The sequence below is a fragment of the Novosphingobium kunmingense genome (assembly GCF_002813245.1).
Lineage (GTDB): Bacteria > Pseudomonadota > Alphaproteobacteria > Sphingomonadales > Sphingomonadaceae > Novosphingobium > Novosphingobium kunmingense.
In genome coordinates, this window is the sequence record NZ_PHUF01000004.1 from 465,167 (window position 1) to 484,799 (window position 19,633).

General features: G+C 64.9%; 15 protein-coding genes. 10 read left to right on the forward strand and 5 right to left on the reverse strand.

Features of this window, described 5'->3' with window-relative positions; translation table 11 throughout:
* Positions 1-55: 55 nt before the first annotated feature.
* The 3 genes from B0I00_RS11685 to clpS all read left to right on the forward strand — a co-directional run bounded on the left by B0I00_RS11685 (position 56) and on the right by clpS (position 3,397).
* Positions 56-1,924, forward strand: a complete 1,869-nt coding sequence (locus tag B0I00_RS11685) for a PHA/PHB synthase family protein (RefSeq protein ID WP_100867549.1) — start codon at positions 56-58, stop codon at positions 1,922-1,924.
* 136 nt (positions 1,925-2,060) lie between these two features.
* On the forward strand, positions 2,061-2,861 hold the full coding sequence (locus B0I00_RS11690; RefSeq protein ID WP_100867550.1) for a phasin family protein: 801 nt from the start codon (positions 2,061-2,063) through the stop codon (positions 2,859-2,861).
* 143 nt (positions 2,862-3,004) lie between these two features.
* Positions 3,005-3,397, forward strand: coding sequence for an ATP-dependent Clp protease adapter ClpS (gene clpS, locus B0I00_RS11695; protein ID WP_232730213.1), 393 nt, complete (start codon positions 3,005-3,007; stop codon positions 3,395-3,397).
* 4 nt (positions 3,398-3,401) lie between these two features.
* On the opposite strand, the gene B0I00_RS11700 is transcribed toward clpS, so the two are convergent.
* Positions 3,402-4,109: a VIT1/CCC1 transporter family protein gene (locus B0I00_RS11700; protein WP_100867551.1), complete on the reverse strand. Its 708-nt coding sequence runs from the start codon at positions 4,107-4,109 to the stop codon at positions 3,402-3,404.
* 137 nt (positions 4,110-4,246) lie between these two features.
* On the opposite strand from B0I00_RS11700, the gene lptF reads away from it, so the two are divergent.
* Positions 4,247-5,461, forward strand: a complete 1,215-nt coding sequence (gene lptF, locus B0I00_RS11705; RefSeq protein WP_100867552.1) for an LPS export ABC transporter permease LptF — start codon at positions 4,247-4,249, stop codon at positions 5,459-5,461.
* The gene (lptG, locus tag B0I00_RS11710) at positions 5,461-6,558 is read left to right on the forward strand and encodes an LPS export ABC transporter permease LptG (RefSeq protein ID WP_100867553.1); all 1,098 of its coding nucleotides are present in this window, start codon (positions 5,461-5,463) and stop codon (positions 6,556-6,558) included. The genes lptF and lptG overlap by 1 nt, the downstream gene beginning before the upstream one ends.
* Positions 6,559-6,562: 4 nt before the next feature.
* On the opposite strand, the gene B0I00_RS11715 is transcribed toward lptG, so the two are convergent.
* Positions 6,563-7,642 (reverse strand): fatty acid desaturase family protein, encoded by a 1,080-nt coding sequence (locus B0I00_RS11715; protein WP_100867554.1) that lies wholly within the window; start codon positions 7,640-7,642, stop codon positions 6,563-6,565.
* Between the two features lie 134 nt (positions 7,643-7,776).
* Here B0I00_RS11715 and B0I00_RS11720 point away from each other — a divergent pair, with 134 nt between their 5' ends.
* Positions 7,777-8,940, forward strand: a complete 1,164-nt coding sequence (locus B0I00_RS11720) for an N-acetyltransferase (protein ID WP_408635235.1) — start codon at positions 7,777-7,779, stop codon at positions 8,938-8,940.
* Between the two features lie 69 nt (positions 8,941-9,009).
* Positions 9,010-10,137 carry an AI-2E family transporter gene (locus tag B0I00_RS11725; RefSeq protein WP_100867555.1) on the forward strand — a complete coding sequence of 376 codons (1,128 nt, stop codon included), beginning with the start codon at positions 9,010-9,012 and terminating at the stop codon, positions 10,135-10,137.
* Here B0I00_RS11725 and B0I00_RS11730 read toward each other — a convergent pair.
* On the reverse strand, positions 10,134-11,393 hold the full coding sequence (locus tag B0I00_RS11730) for a dicarboxylate/amino acid:cation symporter (protein WP_100867556.1): 1,260 nt from the start codon (positions 11,391-11,393) through the stop codon (positions 10,134-10,136). The genes B0I00_RS11725 and B0I00_RS11730 overlap by 4 nt on opposite strands.
* Before the next feature lie 103 nt (positions 11,394-11,496).
* Between B0I00_RS11730 and glmM the strand changes: the two genes are divergently transcribed.
* The 3 genes from glmM to thiD are packed head-to-tail and all read left to right on the forward strand — an operon-like array spanning position 11,497 to position 13,915.
* Positions 11,497-12,837 (forward strand): phosphoglucosamine mutase, encoded by a 1,341-nt coding sequence (gene glmM / locus B0I00_RS11735; RefSeq protein WP_100867557.1) that lies wholly within the window; start codon positions 11,497-11,499, stop codon positions 12,835-12,837.
* Positions 12,834-13,061 (forward strand): DUF1272 domain-containing protein, encoded by a 228-nt coding sequence (locus B0I00_RS11740; protein WP_100867558.1) that lies wholly within the window; start codon positions 12,834-12,836, stop codon positions 13,059-13,061. The genes glmM and B0I00_RS11740 overlap by 4 nt, the downstream gene beginning before the upstream one ends.
* Entirely contained in the window at positions 13,061-13,915 is an 855-nt protein-coding gene (gene thiD, locus B0I00_RS11745) for a bifunctional hydroxymethylpyrimidine kinase/phosphomethylpyrimidine kinase (protein ID WP_100867559.1), read from the forward strand. Before B0I00_RS11740 ends, thiD begins: the two co-directional genes overlap by 1 nt.
* Here the strand turns inward: thiD and B0I00_RS11750 are convergent.
* Both B0I00_RS11750 and B0I00_RS11755 read right to left on the reverse strand, forming a co-directional pair.
* Positions 13,839-14,834, reverse strand: coding sequence for an LOG family protein (locus tag B0I00_RS11750; protein ID WP_100867560.1), 996 nt, complete (start codon positions 14,832-14,834; stop codon positions 13,839-13,841). The genes thiD and B0I00_RS11750 overlap by 77 nt on opposite strands.
* A gap of 98 nt (positions 14,835-14,932) precedes the next feature.
* Positions 14,933-19,483: a beta strand repeat-containing protein gene (locus B0I00_RS11755; RefSeq protein WP_100867561.1), complete on the reverse strand. Its 4,551-nt coding sequence runs from the start codon at positions 19,481-19,483 to the stop codon at positions 14,933-14,935.
* Positions 19,484-19,633: the final 150 nt, after the last annotated feature.

A 19,633-nucleotide genomic window follows, 5' to 3' on the forward strand; every position in this document is an offset into this window, starting at 1 on the left:
GAGGAGCGGCATGCAACCCGGTGCCGCACGGCTGTTCGGGACGGAGCCTTTACCTATGAACGAAAAGCCCTCCGATCCGGGATCCTTCATCGTCGAACTGTTCAAGATGCCGCAGACGCTGTTCGCGCCGATCGGTGCGGCCGCCGATCCAGCGCCGAAGGCGCAGGATCTGGCGCAATGGACCAGCGTAGCCCAGCGGATGCAGATGCTGTGGTTCGACTTCCAGCGCGAACAGATTGCGGCAAACGCGCAGAAGATGCCATCGATGCTTGGCGATCCGGGCAACTGGCTGGGCATCATGCAGGGCTGGGTAAAGGCGCTGCCGCTTTCCAGCCCCGATACGCAGAAGAAGATGTGGGAAGACAGCCTGGCGCTGTGGGAAGGTGTGCTGGGCCAGTACGGCATTGGTCCCAAGGCTGGCCAGGCCGGCGAAGGAGCGCCCGATTTGCCGCTCAAGGACCGGCGCTTTGCCGATCCCAAGTGGCGCGACCAGCCGTTCTACGCCCTGGTTCACCAGACCTACCTTATGCTGGCCGAACAGGTCATGGCGATGGTCGATGCGCTGGAAACCAACGATCCAGCCCGAACCGAGCAGCTCAGGTTCGCGGCCCGGACCCTGGTCGAGGCGTTGAGCCCGGCGCACTTCCCGCTGACCAACCCGCTGGTCGTCGAAAAGACCTTGGCGACCCGCGGCGAGAACCTGGTCTCGGGCATGGAGCACCTGCTGGGCGATCTCCAGCGCGGCCAGTTGACTCACGTCGATCCCGAGGCGTTCAAGCTCGGCGAGAACATCGCCACCACCCCGGGCAAGGTCGTCCACCAGACCCCGCTATACCAGCTGATCCAGTACAGCCCGACCACCGACAAGGTGCTCGAGGTGCCGCTGGTGATCTTCCCACCGTGGATCAACCGGTTCTACATTCTCGATCTCAGCCCCCAGAAAAGCTTCATCCGCTGGGCGGTGGAACAGGGCCTGACCGTGTTTGTCGTGTCGTGGAAATCGGCCGACGAGAGCATGGCCGACGTGGTCTGGGACGATTACATCCGCGCACAGATCGAGGCGATCGACACCGTTCGCGAGCGGCTCGGCGTCAAGAGCGTGCACACCATCGGCTATTGCGTGGCGGGAACCACGCTGGCGGCAACGCTTGCCCTGATGGCGCGGCGGGGCGAGGCGAAGAAGGTGAAGAGCGCGACCTTCTTCACTGCCCAGGTCGATTTCGAGAACAGCGGCGAACTGAAGGTCTTCATCGACGACAAGCAGCTGGCAAGCCTCGACAGGCTGTCGGAACAGACCGGCTATCTCGATGGCCGCTACATGGCGGCGACGTTCAACCTGTTGCGCGGCAACGACCTGATCTGGAACTACGTCGTCAAGAACTACCTGCTCGGCGAGGACTATCCGGCGTTCGACCTGCTCCACTGGAACGGCGATGTGACCAACCTCCCGGCAAAGTGGCACAAGGCCTATCTCAAGGACCTCTACCGCGACAACAAGCTGGTCGTGCCCGACGCGATGATCGCGGACGGGACCCCGATCGATCTTACCCGGATCGAGACGCCCGCCTACATCCAGGCCGGGCGCGAAGATCACATCGCGCCGGCGGCCAGCGTGTGGAAGCTGATGCACCACCTGCGCGGGCCGAAGACCTTCCTTCTCGCCGGGTCAGGGCATATCGCCGGCGTGGTCAACCCGCCGTCGGCGAGGAAGTACCAGTACTGGACCAACGAGGCCCCGGCCGACACCTTCGACCAGTTCATTGCCGGCGCGACCGAGTCGCCGGGAAGCTGGTGGCCGCACTGGATCGAATGGATCCGCGCCTGCGACGATGCGGAGCTCGCGGCCAAGGGCAAGCGCGTGCCTGGCGGCAAGGGCGACACCGCGATCGAAGATGCGCCAGGCAGCTACGTCAAGGCGCGGTAAGTCCATCATTTTGCAGCCACTGTTACAGTTATGCTGCACTGCACAAAAAATCCTTGACTTCGCATGTGCAATGCCTAGATTGTGCACTGCAACATAAGCCGCGTCTTCCGATTGCGGCAGGACAAGGATGTGACAGATGGCCGATGCCACTGAAGCAAAGATCGACGCCGCAAAGGCCGAAGCTGCTGCGGAAAAGGCCTATGCCGCCGCTGCCGAAAAGGTCGAAGCGAAGCCGGTTGTCGAAGCCAAGGCCGAACCGGCACCTGCTCCGGCTGCACAGCCCGCGGCGCCCAAGGCTGCGGTAGCAAAGCCTGCTGCGGCCAAGCCGCCCGTCGCCAAGACGGCGAAGGTCAAGCCGGCAGCGAAGAAGCCTGCCCTCAAGAAGGCCGCCATCAAGCCGGCCCCCAAGAAGATTGTGAAGCCCGCCGTGACCAAGGCTGCCAAGCCCGCCGTCAAGGTGCCCACCCTGAACACGCTCAAGGAAACTGTCATGACCAAGACCAAGACCACCGCCGAAGATTTCACCGCCAAGATCAACGACGCCGTTGCCGAAGCGCAGGACCGCGCCAAGGTTGCTTTCGAAAAGAGCAAGGCGCTGATGGGCGAAGCCGGCGAGTTCACCAAGGGCAACGTCGAAGCCATGGTCGAATCGACCAAGATCCTGGCTGCCGGCCTGCAGGACATGGGCAAGGACTATGTCGCCGAAGGCAAGAGCGCGATCGAAACCGTCCAGGCCGACATCAAGGACCTGGCTGCAGTGAAGACCCCCGCCGACTTCTTCAAGCTGCAGGGTGAGATCATGCGCCGCAACTTCGATGCTGCCGTTGCCTCGGGTTCGAAGCATTCGGAAGCCGTCGTCAAGCTGGCCAACGAAGCCTTCGCCCCGCTGTCGACGCGCGTCAGCCTGGCGATCGAAAAGGTCAAGCAGGCCGCCTAAGGCAGCCTCTGCCTGCAGCGCGGCGGTCCCTCTCCCCGCCGCCGCTGCGGGTTACCTGACCGGGCCGGACAGCCGCCGCGCTGTCCGGCCCGTTCGGCTTTTGGCAAGGCTTTTGCCGCAAAGGGTTGTAGTCCCCCCCGCCGATGCGATATTTTGCGATGATGCAGTTCGACCGATACCTGACTCCGACGCCGCCGCGCGCCGCCGACGAACCCGACAACGGGAGCGATGCGGGTGGGCAGAACCAGGTCGGTATCGCGACCAAGACGCGGGTCAAGCCCAAGAAACCCAGCCAGTTCAAGGTGCTGATGCTGAACGACGACTACACGCCGATGGAATTCGTCGTGATGTGCCTCAAGCGGTTCTTCGCGATGGACCTCGAGCAGGCGACCCGGGTCATGCTCCACGTCCACCAGAAGGGCGTCGGCGTCTGCGGGATCTTCCCCTACGAAATCGCTGAAACCAAGGTGAACCAGGTGATGGACTTCGCCCGGCAGAACCAGCACCCGCTGCAATGCACGCTGGAAAAGGCCTGACCGCTCAGGCGACACTCGTCCCGAACAGCCGCCCGATCCCGTAAGTCGCAGCCATCGCCAGCGCGCCCCAGAACGCAACCCGCAGTACCGCGCGCCCGACCGGCGCCCCTCCCGCAGCCGCGCCGACCGCGCCGAGGAACATCAGGAAGACCAGCGCGGCAAGCGAGACGTAGAGCGGGATCTCCGTCAAGGGCAGCAGCCAGGCGGCAAGCAGCGGCAACGCCGCGCCGGCCGCGAAGGTCAGCGCCGAAGTGAAGGCGGCTTGCAACGGCCGCGCGCGGGTCGTCTCCGACAGGCCCAGTTCGTCGCGCGAATGGGCCGCCAGCGCGTCTTTCGCCATCAGCGCATCGGCAACCTCGAGCGCGAGGGCATCGGACAGCCCGCGCTCGCGGTAGATCGTGGCCAGTTCCTCGCGCTCCTGCTCGGGTCTGGTAGCCAGTTCGCCGCGTTCGCGCGCGAGGTCCGCCGCCTCGGTATCGGCCTGGCTCGACACAGAGACATATTCGCCCGCGGCCATCGACATCGCCCCGGCGACCAGCCCGGCCACGCCGGCGACCAGCACTTCGGGCTTGGCGCTCGCCGCGGCCGAGACGCCGACCATCAGGCTCGCGGTCGAGACGATGCCGTCGTTCGCGCCCAGTACGGCCGCGCGCAACCAGCCGATCCGCGCCACTGCATGGTTTTCCGTCGTCGTCTTCTGCTGTCCGTCCATGACCTGCCCCGATTGTCGCAACGCCTTGTCCTTATGCCGGGGCGAAGCATCGCGCCAGCGGCACTTTTCGCGCTTTCGCCCACCGCGCCGGATGGTTATGGAAGGCCAGTCCCCCAAGCAGCGATTGCCCGCAACACTTGACGTTCCTTCCCGCCATCGATCGCTACATCCTGCGCCTGACGCTGGGGCCGATGGTGGCCGTGTTCCTGATCGCCGCCTCGCTGCTGATCCTCGACAAGATGCTCAAGCTGTTCGACTTCGTCGCGAGCGAGGGCGGACCGGTGGGCGTGGTCTTCCGGATGCTGGCCAACCTGCTTCCCGAATATGCCAGCCTTGCGATCCCGCTGGGGCTGATGCTGGGCATCCTGATGGCCTTTCGCAAGCTTGCCACCAGCAGCGAACTCGACGTGATGCGCGCGCTCGGCCTCAGCTACACGCGCCTGCTGCGGATGCCCTATGCGCTGACCATCCTGCTTGCCGCGGTCAACCTGGTCATCGTCGGCTACCTCCAGCCGCTGTCGCGCTACTGGTACGAACAGCTCGACTTCGAACTCCGCTCGGGCGCGCTTGGCGCCTCGATCAAGGTGGGTGAATTCACCACGCTGCAGGACAAGATGGCCCTGCGCATCGAGCAGAGCCGCGAGGAAGGCCGCCGCCTGATCGGCATCTTCGCGCGCGTAAACAGCCAACGTGGCGAGGTCCTGACGATCAGTGCGCGCGAGGGGCGGTTCCTGGCGCTCAAGGAAAACCCCAACACCATCATCCTGAGGCTGACCGACGGGCAGATCATCCAGGACGACCCCAAGCAGAGCGCCCGCGTGCTGACCTTCACCCGCCACGACCTGCCGATCGACCTGCCCGCGATCGAGCGCTTCCGCGAACGCGGCGGGAAGGAACGCGAATACATCCTGCCCGAACTGATGAAAATCGGGTGGAGCCAGGACGCCACCAAGCAGATGAAGGACGAGACGCGGGCCAGCCTGTCCTACCGCCTTGTCGAGGTGGCGATGATGCTGCTGCTGCCGCTGCTGGCGGTCGCTCTGGCGATCCCGCCCAAGCGGTCGACCTCATCGCTTGGGTTGTTCGTATCGATCGTGATGGTCGTCGCCTATCACAAGATCAACGAATATGGCCAGGCCGTGGCCGCGCTCGGGCGCTTGTCGCCGATCCTTATCCTGTGGGGGCCCTTCGTGCTGTTTGCCGCACTGATCCTGTGGATGTACTGGCGCGTCGCCTACGTGCCGGGCGGCCAGCCGATCGGCGCGCTCGAGAAGTTCGCCAGCACGCTGGGCAAGCGCATCGGCAAGCTGATCCGGCGGCAGCGCGGCCTGCCGTCCGTGGAGACGGCGTGATGCTCGCCTCGATGTTCCCTTCGCGCACGCTGACGTCCTACCTCGCCAAGCTGTTCATCGGCCGCATTCTGGGCGTGCTGGTGCTGCTGGTGATCGTGCTGCAGGCGTTGCAGCTCCTGTCCGAAAGCGGCGATATCCTGGCTGTGCCCGGCAACGGCCAGGCCGAAATCTGGCGCTTCGTGCAATTGAACGTGCCGCAGCTGATCGCACGATTCCTGCCTTATTCGGTGCTGCTGGCGACGCTGTTCACCTTCTGGCCGCTGAACCAGAACAGCGAGGTGATCGCCATGCGCGCCGCCGGCCTGTCGGCACACCAGGTGCTGGCGCCGCTGCTGCTGGTGGCAGGGGCCGTGTCGCTGGTCAGTTTCGTGTTCAACGAGACGGTCGTCGCCAAGAGCACCGGGACCCTCAAGACCTGGGGCGAGCTCAACTATTACCCGATTCCCGCCGAAACCGGCACGCGGTCCAACGTCTACCTGCGCGACGGGAACGATATCCTGGCTGCGCGGACCGTTTCGGGCAGCGGCGCGGCGACGGTGATGGAAGACGTCACCTTCTACCGCCGCGATTCGGGCGGTATGGTCCTGCAGCAGCTGCGCAGCGCGCGAGCAACCTATGCCAACCCCGGCTGGACGCTCCAGGCCCCGACCGCCTTCGACGTCGCGCAGACCGCGACGCAGAAGCTCGGCAACACGGTCGTCGCGCCGACGCTTACCCCGGCGCAGGTCGCGATCAGCCGGGTCGATCCCGATGGCGAGAACATCGTGACGCTGGGTCAGCAGATCGGTGCGCTGCGCGATGCCGGACGCCGCACCGACGCGCTCGACGGGAAGTGGTGGCACAAGATCTCGGGCCCGCTTTCGGCGCTGCTGATGCCGCTGCTCGGCTCGGTCGCGGCCTTCGGCCTCGCGCGGTCGGGCCAATTGCTGGTTCGCGCGATCGTCGGCATGGCGCTGGGCTTTGCCTATTTCGTGGTCGACAACGCCGCACTCGCCATGGGCAACTTCGGCGGCTACCCGCCGTTGATCGCGGCCTGGGCGCCCTTTCTGCTGTTTGCCCTGGTCGGCGAAACCGTCTTGGTCCGCACCGAGGAATGACCCCTCAGCGCGGCAGCATCGTGCTCCGCGCCAGCCGTGCCATCAGCGGGAACAGCCCCGGATAGTTCGCCTTGCGGTAGGTCGACGCCTCGCCAAGCTGGTCGCGCAGGCGGCGGTGCGCCTCGGGCAGCGAATGATACGGCATCGAGGGCAGCAGGTGGTGCAGCGCATGATAGCGCAGGCCGACCGGGGCCCAGACCTCGGCCCAGAGGCCCGGCGGCGGAACGTTGACCGAATCGAGGTATTGCGCGGTCACCGTCATCGGATCGCCCTCGTTCTCCCACAGGTGGGCAACCAGGGTGCGCACCTGGTTGAACAGCGCGGTGACCGACACGATCGCCAGCGCGATCAGCAGCGGGCGCCAGCCCAGCCACAGCGTGCTGGCAAGGAGGCACCAGGCCCAGACCGAAGCACCCAGTTCCTGCCAGAACACCATCCGGGCAAAGTCGCCCTCGGGCGCGCGGCGGCGGAAATCGGGGTTGATCGACAGCGCGCTGGCGCGTTCCCAGACCAGCGTGCGCAGCGGCGGGACGATCGCGCCCAGCGGCACCAGCACGGCCGAGCGGATCAGCAGGCCGACCGGCAGCAACAGGGCGACAAGTGCGAAGACCGGCAAGCTCCACGGCTTCATCAGCGCGAGCGGCAGGTATTCGGGGTCTTCCTTGGTGCCATAGCGGGTCCGCGCGTGGTGCAGGGTGTGCACGCCTTCGTACATGAACGACGGCGTCAACATCGGAATGCCGACCAGGAGATTCCAGCCGAAGCGGAACCCCGGAAGGGCGGTGCGGTGGATGTGGGTCAATTCGTGGATGAACAACAACGCGCGGTACAGAGCAACCACTGCCACCGCGGCGCTGGCGAGCGCGGCCCAACCGTCGTCGAACAGGATCGCGCCGGCAATCCCGGCATAGCCGACCGCCGCCGAAACCAGCATGTCGGTCCAGTAGATACTGCCCCGCGCGGCAGAAATGTCGCGCGTCAGCTCCACCGCGGCGCGCAGCATCGCCATGTCGTCGGGAATGGCGGCAAACCGTTCGGCCGCCGAAGCGCCGCTTTTCGCGGTAATGGGTTGGTGTACGCTCATTCGTCTATCGATTCCGCATTGATCCGGGGCAGCCGTGACCACCCTGTTCACATTTCTGCCGAAATGGGTCGCCAAGGCGAGCTTGACAATCCAGTCGGCCCAATCGCAAGCGCCCCCTGCACCCCAACAAAGGCATGATCGTGGCAAAAGCAGACCTTTTTATCATTCCGGTCCAAACCAAGGCTGAACGGGCTGCCTTCGTCGATCTGGCCTATCGCTTGAACGCGGGTGATCCGGCCTGGGTGGCGCCGCTGCGGATGGAGGCGCTGGAACTGGTCACGCCGGGCAAAAACCCGTTTTTCGACCATGCCGACGTCCAGCTGTTCCTGGCCAAGCGGGGCGAGGCGATCGTCGGCCGGATCTCGGCCCATATCGACCGGCTGGCGCTTGCCCAGCCGGCGGCGCAGGGCATGGGCCCGGGCACCGGCAACTGGGGCCTGCTCGAAGCCGAAGATGAGGCGGCCGCCCAGGCCCTCATCGCCCGGGCCGAGGACTGGCTGCGCGACAAGGGCATGACCCGCGTGCTGGCGCCGCTGTCGATGTCGATCTGGGAGGAACCGGGCCAGCTGACCAAAGGCTTCGACCATTCGCCGACGGTGATGATGGGACACCAGCCCGAACGCTACCAGCATTACATCGAGGCGCTGGCCTATACGCCGGCCAAGGTCCTCAAGACCTACGAACTGGACATCACGCAGACCTTCCCGCCGCTGATCCAGCGGATCGTGCAGTCCGGCGAGAAGAACGCCAAGATCCGCATCCGCAACGTCGACAAGAGCCGCTTCGACGAGGAAGCCGCGCTGATCCTGTCGATCCTCAACGATGCGTGGTCGGACAACTGGGGCTTCGTGCCCTTCACCGACCGCGAGATCGCCTATGCCGGCAAGAAGTTCAAACCGATCGTGCGCGAGGATCTGATCATGGTCGCGGAGTACGAGGGCGAACCGGTCGCCTTCATGATGACCCTGCCCGACCTCAATGAAGTGGTCAAGCCGATGCACGGCAAGCTGTTTCCGTTCGGCTGGATCAAGCTCCTGGCCTGGCTGCGCGCGCCCAGGGTGCGGACCATGCGCGTACCGCTGATGGGCGTGGTCAGGAAATACCAGTCGAGCCGGCTGGCCAGCCAGCTCGCCTTCATGATGATCGAGTTCATCCGCCGCAACGCGCTGGCCAACTATGGCGCGACCCGCGGCGAGATCGGCTGGATCCTTGACGACAACCAGGGGATGAACGCCATCGCCGAGGCAATCGACAGCAACGTCAACAAGGAATACACCATCTATGAAAAGGCGCTGTAGCGGAGCCTTCGCCGCGAACGAGCGTTAAGCCCCTGCCAGGGCAATGCAATTTCGGGAGGCGGACGGGTCATGGACAAGCAGAGCGAGACCCCACCCGAGCCGGTTCACGACCGCGCCGAGCAGCAGGTGCGCATGCTGTCGGCGATCATGCTGTTGCTGGCGGTCGGCGTGCTTCTGGCGTTGCCCTTCGTGTTGATGATCGGATCGGTGGTGTTCCTGCCGCTGACCGCCGCCTTGATCCTGTCGATCCTCGTCTCGCCCCTGGCCGACCAGCTTTCCAGGCTGAGCCTGCCCAATGCGCTTGCCTCGTTCCTGGCGCTGGTCCTCGCGCTGGGCCTGTTCGGCGTGCTTCTGTCGGCGATCATGCAGCCGATGGTCGAAACCTTCGACCAGTTGCCGTCGATGACCCAGAAGGTGACCCAGCGCCTGTCGCAACTCCGCGGGAACCTTGGCTGGCTGAACGACATCAGTGCCACACTCGATCGCCTGGGCGGCCACAACAAGGCGCGCGAGGTGGTGCTGGCCGGGCCGAACGTGGTCGAACAATTCGTCTTCGCGACCCCTGCCGTGGTGATCGAGGTGCTGGTCACCGTGCTGATGAGCTTCTTCATGATCGAATCGCGCGTGCGGATGCGCGAGCGCCTGCTTCACGATCGCATCCACGGCTACGCCGGCCTCAAGGCGGCGCGGGTGCTGCGCGAGGTGCAGGATCTGGTCGCCTCGTACATGGCGACGGTCGGGCTCATCAACCTGGGCGTCGGCGCGATCGTTACGCTGGGCGCGGCGGCGCTTGGGCTCGATGCGCCGCTGATGTGGGGCGCGCTGGCCGCCATGCTCAACTTCCTGCCCTACCTCGGCCCTCTGGTAATGATGGTGTTGCTGGCTCTGTTCGGGCTCGGCAATGCCGATACGGTGTTCGAAGGCCTGGTCCCGGCGCTGCTCTACCTTGGCCTGCACGCGGTCGAGGCGAACCTGGTGACGCCCGCCGTGCTGGGTCGGCGCTTTACCCTGAACCCGGTGATGATCCTTGCCGCAATCAGCTTCTTCTACTGGATTTGGGGCGTTACAGGGGCCCTGCTGGCCATGCCGATGCTGCTGGTGCTGACCGCGCTGTTCCACCACGTGGGCCAGCCCAACCTGATCGGCTTCATCTTCGGCGAACCGCTGTTCCCGGAAAGTGAGCCGGAAGAGATCTAGGCAGGATCCGCCTGCGGCTCGCGATCCACCACGGCTGTCACCGCGACGTCGCCGGTGACGTTGCCCAATGTGCGCATGATGTCGGGCAGCACCTCGACCGCCACCAGCAGGGCAAGCGGCCCGATCGGCACGCCCATGGCCTGGGCGATCGGCCCGACCGAGATGACGAAGCTGAGCGTGCCGGGCAGCGAGACCGAACTGAGCGAGACAAGGAAGGCCACCAGCACGCCGGCTACCAGGGCCAGTGGGCCCAGAGTGGTTCCCGTCAGGTAGGCGCAGTAGATCGCCACGCCCATGTTCATCGCCGGGCTGGTCGCGCGGAAGATCGCGACCGCCAGTGGCAAGACGAAATCGGCGGTCGATTCGCGCACGCCAAGCCGGCGGGTGGCCCCGAGCATGGCTGGCAGGCTGGCCAGCGACGACTGGGTCGAGATCGCAACGGCATAAACCGGCACCAGTGCTCTGGCGAAGGCGAAGGGGGATCGCTTGCCGGCAATGACGCCGAACAGGAAACAGCCGAGCAGCACGACCGTCCCGGCGGCGACCACGATCACGATGTAGTGCGCCAGCGCTGCGATGGCCTCGGCGCCGCTCGCCGCGGCCAGGGTCACGGCAAGGCCGAACACGCCGATCGGCGCCAGCATCAGCACCCAGCCGATCACCACCATCATCGCCGCCGCCACGCCTTCGAACAGCAGCCCCAGCTGGCGCCGGGGTTCGCTCGCGATGCGGGTCGCCGCCACGGCAAGAACGGCCACGAACAGCACGATCGGCAGCATGGCCCCGGTGCTCGCCGCCTCGAAGATGTTGCTCGGCATCATCGCCTTGAGGATCTCGGCGAAGCCCGGCACGGTGCCCGCTTCGGCCGCCCCGCCGCTTAGCGCGGCGGCGGCGCGTTCGGGGATCGGGAACGCGGTCAGGAGCCCGGGGACCAAGATGGCCGATACCGTTCCCGAAGCGAGCAGGATCACGCAGAAGGTGATAACCGCGCGGCGCGCCAACGCCCCGCCGCCCGCCGCCTCGAGCGTTTGCGAGATGCCGGTGTAGACGAGCCCGATGACCAGCGGGAGGATAGTCAGTTGCAGCGCCCGCAGCCACAGGGTTCCTGCCGGCTCGGCAAAGCGGAGCAAGATGTCCAGCGCCGGTGTCCCTGCCAGCATCACCCCGACCGCGAAGCCCAGCGCCAGTCCGGCGAAGGTCAGGCCCGCCGGGACCCGTATTTCCGGAAACTTGGCGGCTTCGGTTCGGGTCGTCATGCAGCTTGGCTCCGGGGAATATGACGGTATCGTCACGTGACATTAACGGCGCGCGGGGACATAGCAATTTCCCGCGAGTGAGGCGGTTTGCACGGATAAGGGCATGGGACGCAACTATTTCGGAACAGACGGAATCCGCGGGCTGACCAACGCGGGGGTGATGACTGCGGCGGTAGCCATGAAAGTCGGCCAGGCGGCCGGAACCCGCTTCCTGCGCGGCAGCCACCGCCACCGCGTGGTGATCGGCAAGGACACCCGCCTGTCGGGCTACATGATCGAGAACGCGCTGGTCGCGGGCTTCACCAGCGTCGGCATGGACGTTGTGCTGACCGGCCCGCTGCCCACGCCCGCCATCGCCATGTTGACGCGCGAGCTGCGCGCCGACGTGGGCGTGATGATCTCGGCCAGCCACAACCCCTACGAGGACAACGGCATCAAGCTGTTCGGGCCAGACGGCTTCAAGCTGTCTGACGAGGACGAACTGGCGATCGAGGCCATGCTCGAGCAGGACCTGCCGCTGGCGCCGGCCACCGATATCGGCCGCGCGCGCCGGATCGAGGACGCGCGCGGACGCTATATCCACGCGGTCAAGGGATCGCTGCCCGACGACGTCCGGCTCGACGGGCTCAAGATCGTGGTCGATTGCGCCAACGGCGCCGCCTACCAGGTCGCGCCGTCGGCGATGTGGGAACTGGGTGCGGACGTCATCTCGATCGGGGTCAGTCCCAACGGCACCAACATCAACGCCAAGTGCGGTTCGACCCATCTCGACCTGATCAAGGAAACGGTCGTCGCCAGCGGCGCCGATATCGGCATTGCGCTGGATGGCGATGCCGACCGCCTGATCGTGGTAGACGAGAAGGGCCAGACCGTCGACGGCGACCAGATCATGGCGCTGATCGGCACCCGGCTGGCCGCACGCGGCGAATTGCGCGGCGGCGGCGTGGTGGCGACGGTGATGTCGAACCTCGGCCTCGAACGCTACCTCGCCGGGCAGGGGCTGACGCTCGAGCGTACCAGGGTGGGCGACCGGCACGTGCTCGAAAAGATGAAGGCCGAAGGCTACAACCTTGGCGGCGAGCAGTCGGGCCACATGATCCTGCTTGACCACGGCACCACCGGCGACGGCACGGTTGCCGCGCTGCAGGTACTGGCCGCGCTGGTCCAGTCGGGGAAGAAGGCGAGCGACCTTCTCCACCTGTTCGATCCGGTGCCGCAACTGCTCAAGAACGTGCGCTTCGGCGGCGGCAAGCCGCTCGACGATGCGCGGGTCAAGGCGGTGATCGCGGACGCCGAAGCGCAGCTTGCCGGCCAGGGCCGCCTCGTCATAAGGCCCTCGGGCACCGAGCCGGTCATCCGCGTGATGGCCGAAGGGGACGATGCCGGAGAGGTCGAGCGCGTGGTCGACAGGATCTGCGAAGCGGTGAAGGAGGCTGCGGCATGACCCTTGAAATGCGCCCCGATTGCGAACGCTGCGGCACCGACCTACCGGCCGATCTGCCCGGCGCCTTCATATGCTCGTTCGAATGCACCTTCTGCACCGAATGCGCCGACGCGATGGACGAACGCTGCCCGAATTGCGGCGGCGAATTGCTCGACCGGCCAACCCGTGCCAAGGCGCTCCACGCCAAGCACCCACCTTCCATCGTGCGCAAGTTCACGGGCTGATGTCCCCGCCCCGCATCCTCTCCATTGCCGGATCTGACAGCTCGGGCGGCGCCGGGATCCAGGCCGATATCAAGACGATCACGGTTCTGGGCGGCTATGCCATGACCGCGATCACCGCCCTGACAGCGCAGAACACGCTGGGCGTCCAGGCCGTGCGCCATATCGACGGCGATTTCATCCTCCAGCAGATCGCGAGCTGCGTCGAGGATATCGGCTGCGATGCAATCAAGATCGGCATGCTGGGCACCGAGGAGATGGTCCGCCACGTCGCGGCCGCGCTCGTGCTTCTCCCTGAAGTCGGCGCGCGGTCCGCTGCCGGGTTTGCAAAGGGATCGAAGCCGCCCGGGCTGGAACGGTTTCCCATCGTGCTCGATCCGGTCATGGTTGCGACGTCGGGGTCGCTGCTGACCTCCAGCGACACGATCGAAGCGATGAAGAGCCGCCTGTTCCCCATCGCCACGCTGCTAACGCCGAACCTGCCCGAACTGGGCGTGCTGACCGGCACCGAGCCGCGAACGCTGGCTGAAATGCAGGCTGCTGCGGCAAGCTTGGCCGGGCAGTACAGCGTGGCGGTGCTGGCCAAGGGCGGGCACCTGGAGGGGGACCGGTTGGTCGACTTGCTCGTTCAGCCGGACGGCCACAGCCTGGCTTTCGAAGGCACGCGGATCGACACGCCGCACACCCACGGCACCGGTTGCACCCTCTCGAGCGCGATCGCCACCCACCTCGGCAGGGGCCTGCCACTCGCCGAGGCGATCGACCGCGCCCGGCTCTACGTCAGGTCCGCTTTGCGCGCTGCGCCGGGGTTCGGGTCTGGCCACGGTCCGCTTGGACACGCGGAGGCACGCGGCTGACCTTGGCGCCCAGGTCGTAGAAATCGCAGATGATCTTCCAGCCGTCCTCGGCCCGCTCCACCCAGTGGAACAGGTCGAGATCGGCAGGGTTGATCACGCCTTCCTCGGCAAGGGCGTCGAAGTTGATCACCTTGCTCCAGAACTCGCGCCCGAACAGCAGGATCGGGATCGGCTTCATCTTGCCGGTCTGGATCAGGGTCAGCAGCTCCATGAACTCGTCCAGCGTGCCGAAGCCGCCGGGGAACACCGCCACCGCCTTGGCGCGCAGCAGGAAATGCATCTTGCGCAGCGCGAAGTAGTGGAACTGAAATGCGAGGTGCGGCGTCACATATTCGTTGGGCGCCTGTTCGTGCGGCAGCACGATGTTGAGGCCGATCGTCTCCGCACCGGCCTCCACCGCGCCGCGGTTCGCCGCCTCCATGATCGAGGGGCCGCCGCCCGAGCAGACGACGAACTGCTGCATCCCTTCCTCGACGATCCGCTTGCTCGCCGCGATGTTCGCCAGCTGGCGCGCTTCCTCATAGTATTTCGAGTTCGCCACCAGCCGTTCGACCACGGCCTTGCGTTCCGGCGTGGTGGCCGACTTGAGGGCTTCCTCGGCCATTTCAGGCGCGGGAATTCGGGCCGAACCATAGCACACCAGCGTGGAGCCGATCTTCGCCTCCTCGAGCAGCATCTCGCACTTCAGCAGTTCGAGCTGGAAGCGGACCGGACGCAGCTCCTCGCGCAGCAGGAAGTCGGTGTCGCGGAAGGCGAGGCGGTAGGCCGGATCGCGGGTCTGCGGGGTGGTATGCCCGTGCGCCTCGACGAAACTTGCTTCCTGCTCGGCCTTGTAGAAGCGCCGCCGGTGCAGCCGCTTGTCTTCGGGTTTGACGGTGGTCTTGGGGGGATTGGTCGGTTTCTTGGGTTGCTTTGCCATTACCCCCCAATCGCCCCAAACCGCGCCCCTGTCAAAAGGAAGCCGCCCGCGGTTCCGAGGGGAAACCGCGGGCGGAAGCATCAATAGTGAATATGCGATCAGACGAACGCGAAGTCGGTGGCGTCGAGGCCCAGATTGTTGCCCGTCAACGTTATCATGAACTCGGCTGTGGTCAGAATTCCGTCAGTATCGCCGTAGATGACCGTGTTGCCCCCGATCACCTGATGCCACAAACCATAAGCCGTCGCCGTGGTGCCGTGGTAGGCGAACTTCTGCACGCCCGCCTGACCATCGTTGATATCCAAAAGTGCGAAGTTCAGCGTATCGTTGGCGTGGTTGAAATCGGTGATTGTATCGTTGGTGTCGTGTAGATCGATGAACTGGAAGATATCGTTGCCTTGGTTGCCGGTCAGTGTGTCTGCCCCGAAACCGCCAAGAATTAGATCATCGTCCTGATCGCCGATGACCGTATCGTTGCCGGATCCACCGTAAAGTTTATCCGAGCCGGCATCGCCAAAGATCGTATCGTCGCCCGTCCCGCCATAGATCGTATCACCCCCGGAACCGCCTATGACTGTGTCGGTTCCGCCCCAGGAGTACACGGTGTCGGTGCCTGCCTTCACATCGATGACATCGTTTCCAGCCGTCCCATAGACGACGTTGTTGCCGCCGAGGTCATTATTGCCAAGCGTAGAGTAGGGAACGGCGCCGGTGGTAAAGCCGTCCTTGTCGTTACTATCTCCGATGCCGGAGTAGACAGTTGGCGGCGGAATAGCACTGACATCGGTCCGCCCGTTGATCGTGATCGCAATCGTGGCACTAGTCCCGTCGGCCGTCGTCACGGTGAAGCTGTCAAAGCGGGTGTCGCCGGTATTCAGCGCCTCGATGACAGGGTTGGCGTTGTTCAGCGTATAGGTCCAGTGCCCGGTCGAATCGATGACATAACTGCCATATCCGGTGGCCGTCGTGACCGGGACCGCGATCGCAGTCCAGGCATCGTTCGCGCCATCGACGTCGGTTGAATTGAGGTCGCCGGTTGCAGTCGGCACTCCTGTGTTCGATGGCGTTGCCTCGGTCACAGAGCCGGTCAATGCGCCCCCGATCACCGCCGCGTCGTTCGCGCCCAGGATCTTTACATAGACTTGGTCGTTTGCGGTTCCATCAAACGAGCCGACATTCAGATAGTCGTAAACGATCTGGCCCTGAGTCAGGGCCTGCGTTGCCGCGCGCGCGTTATCGAGCTGGTAGGTCCACGCGCCCGACGCAGTGTTGAACGTGAAGGTGCCATAGGATCCGACAAGTGTCGCCGGGGCTGCGAATTTCGCCTCGCCGCTATCAACGTCTGCGATCGTCAACGTTCCGCCAGCCGTAGAATTTCCAGCCGACAGTGCGCCGGCCTCTGCCACGCTATCGGTTAGAGTGCCGCCAATCGTCGCCGGATCGTTGGCACCCTTGATCGTCACCGTCACCTGTTGCTGGGTGCCGTCCACGGTTGCGACGGTAAAGGTGTCGGTCAACGACTGGGTCGCCGTCAACTGCTGGACTTGAGTGGACGTATTGTCGAGCGTGAAGGTCCAGTGCCCCGTGGCATCGATCGTATAGGTGCCATAGCCGTTGACCGAGACGGTCGGGCTCGACACCACGGTCCAGCTGTCGGACGGATTGTCGACGTCCGCCGAATCGAGGTCGCCGCTGACGGTGTTGGGCACCGCATCCTCGACGATCGCGCGGGCCGTGTTGCCGCCGATCACCGCCGGATCGTTGACCGCAGCGATCGACAGGTCGACTGTGCGCGTGGCGCTTTCGTCCGCAGCGGCGTCTGTCACGGTGTAGGTGAAGCTGTCCGGCCCGCTGCTGTTGGGCGCCGGATTGTAGGTGAAGCTGCCGTCGGTGTTGAAGCTCAGGGTGCCGTTCGCTGGACCGGTCGCCACGGCATAGGTCAGCATACCGCCCGATGTCGTGCTGTCGTTGCCCGCGACCGATCCGCTGAGCTGCGTGTCCTCCGTGCCCGAGAAGCTGTCATGGCCAGCCGAAAGGTCGGTCACCGCCGTCAGCGAGAAGTTCTGCGTGCCGCCGATCGAAGCGCCGTGCCCGTCGCTTACGGTATAGGTGAGGATAACCGGACCATTGTAGTTCGCGGTCGGCGTGATGGTGAAGCTGCCGTCAGGGTTTGCGGTGACGCTGCCGTGATCGGCAACGAGGTTGGCAACCGTCAGGCTATCGCCATCGACGTCGCCGAAGCCCTGAAGCAGCTGCGCTGCGGTCACGACATAAGGCGTGTCCTCGGTTCCGAGCGCAAGGATCTCGCTGGCCGAACCGACCGGCCCGTCGTTGGTGCCCGTGACCGTCACCGAAACGAGCTGCTCGTCGAAGCCGCCGTGGCCGTCTTCGACCCGAATGGTATAGGTGAGCGTAAGCGACTGGCCGACAGCAAGGAAATCGAACGCCTGGGTGCCCGAATTGAAGGTCCAGGTCAGGTTGTTGCTGTCGCCTGCATTGGCGGCGATCGTACCATCGGTAACGGTCATCATGTCCAGCGCTGCGGTGGCCGCAACCTTGTCGGTCTTGTCGCCCGTCAGCGACACCGCGGTGACCGAGGCCGTCACCGTGTCGAGCGTATCGACGTCGATCACGCTGACTTTGCCCGTGACGTTCAGGCCGGCGTTGGTCTCTGCAACTGTATCGGCGACGGTATCGCCGCCCAACTGCCTTATTTCGGGGCCATCGTTGGTGCCGGCAATGGTGACCTGGACCTGTTTGGTATCGAAGCCGCCCTTGCCGTCGGCAACCTGGACGGTGAAGACGTCGCCCAATGTCTGGCCCACGGCCAGGGCATCGACCACGCCGCTATCGACGGTCGCGTAGGTCCAGTAACCATCGGCATCGATCGTTGCCGTTCCGAGGGCGGCCTGTGCGCTGATCGACCAGGCCTGCGTCGCTCCGTGGTCGACATCGGTTGCCGTCATCTGCCCGGAATCGCTCTGCGACGAACCGTCATCGCCCTCTGAAACAGCGGCGACCGAATCGCTTGCCACGCCGATCACCGGGCTATCGTTGGTGCCGGTTATCGTGACCGCGATCGTTTCGCTGGCGGTGCCGTCGAACGAGGTCACGGTCAGCGATTGCGTCGCGATCTGGTCCTTGGCCAGCGCCTGGGTTGCCGGCTTGGTGTTGTCGAGCGTGAAGGTCCATGCCCCCGTCGCCGGCACGAAGGTGAACGCGCCATAGTCGCCCGCGAGCGCCGCCGCCGCCGGAACCTGGAACACCGCTTCGCCGTTGTCGACATCGGCAACCGTCAGGGTCCCGGACACCGCGGTCGAGAGTGCGGTATCCTCGACGACGTTGCCGCCGGTATCGCCGGTGATCGTCGCCGCATCGTTGGTGCCTGTGATGGTGACGGTGACGGTCTGGGTGTCGCTGCCGCCGTGGCCGTCGCCGACCGCGATGGTGTAGGTCAGGACCAGCTGCTCGCCGGCGGCAAGGAAGTTGAACGCCTGGCCGCCTGAAGCGAAGCTCCAGCCCAGGTTGTGGCTGCTGCCCGCATCGGCGGCGATCGGCCCCGCGGTGACCGACAGCATGGCCTTCAGCGCAGCGTTGTCGAGACCGGCAGCCCCGGGTCCATCAGCCGACACGCTTTGCACGGTGGCGCTGACGCTGTCGCTGGTGTCGGGATCGATCACGGTGAGCGTGCCCGAGGTGGACAGGCCGGCGTTGCCTTCGGTCAGGCCGGCAGAGGCGCTGTCGCCGGACTGGACGGCAATGTCGGGCGCATCGTTCGTGCCGTTTATCGTGACCGCGACGGTCTGGACATCACTCTTCTTGAGATCACCTGGCGCGCTGTCGGACGCCTTGATGGAGTAGGTCAGGACGAGAGATTCGCCAGCGGCGAGGTAATTGAAAGCCTCTCCTCCGGAATTGAAAGTCCAGGTCAGATTGTGCAGTTCGCCGTCTGCTGCGACCGGGCCGGCTGTGACGGAGAGCATTGCCTTGAGCGCGGCATTGGTAAAGTTGGTCCCCCCGGTTCCGCTCGCGGTCACGCTGTCGACAGCGGCCGTCACCGTGTCACCGGTATCAGGATCCTTGACCGTCAGCGTGCCAGACGTGGACAAGCCGGCATTCGTTTCGGCCAGGTTTGCCACAGCGCTATCGCTGCCCACCAGTTCGATGTCCGGACCGTCGTTGCTGCCGGTCAACGTCACGTTGACCCGCGCCCAGCTGAGCGTGCCGTTGCCGAGCTTGATCGCATAAGTGAACGAGTCGCTGATCGTTTGCCCGGCGCTAAGCGAGTTGACGTCAACCACGTTGCCGGCGCTGTCGCGCAGCTGGAACTCCACCTTGCCGTTGATGATGCGGATTTGGTTGCCGAGCGCCGTCTTTTCCCAGCAGCTGTTGGTATCCTTGGACAGCAAGTCGGTCTGCGAAACGTCGAGCGCGTTGCCAAAACCATCGTCGATGGAGAACAGCGTCTTGGCCTTTCCGCCCAGATCATTCGCCATGACGTCAAGTGTCAGGATATCGAACGTCTGGTTGTACAGCTCGGGACGATCGAGGAGATCGTCCTCGGAATAGGTGTAACTATCGCAAGTGGCCTGCGGCGTGTTCGAGAACGACGTGGTGGTGCCGCCGGCACCCGTGATCTGCGTACCCATAATAGACTGCACTCCCCCGACGATCGGTAGGTTGAAAGAGGTGCGGCCCTGGTTGGTTTTTCAGCTTATTGACTGACACGAATGCCCCTCGCGCAGCGGCGCAACAAGCCCCTTAACCACATTCGTTAGCTAATAAGCCTCTGCGATCGT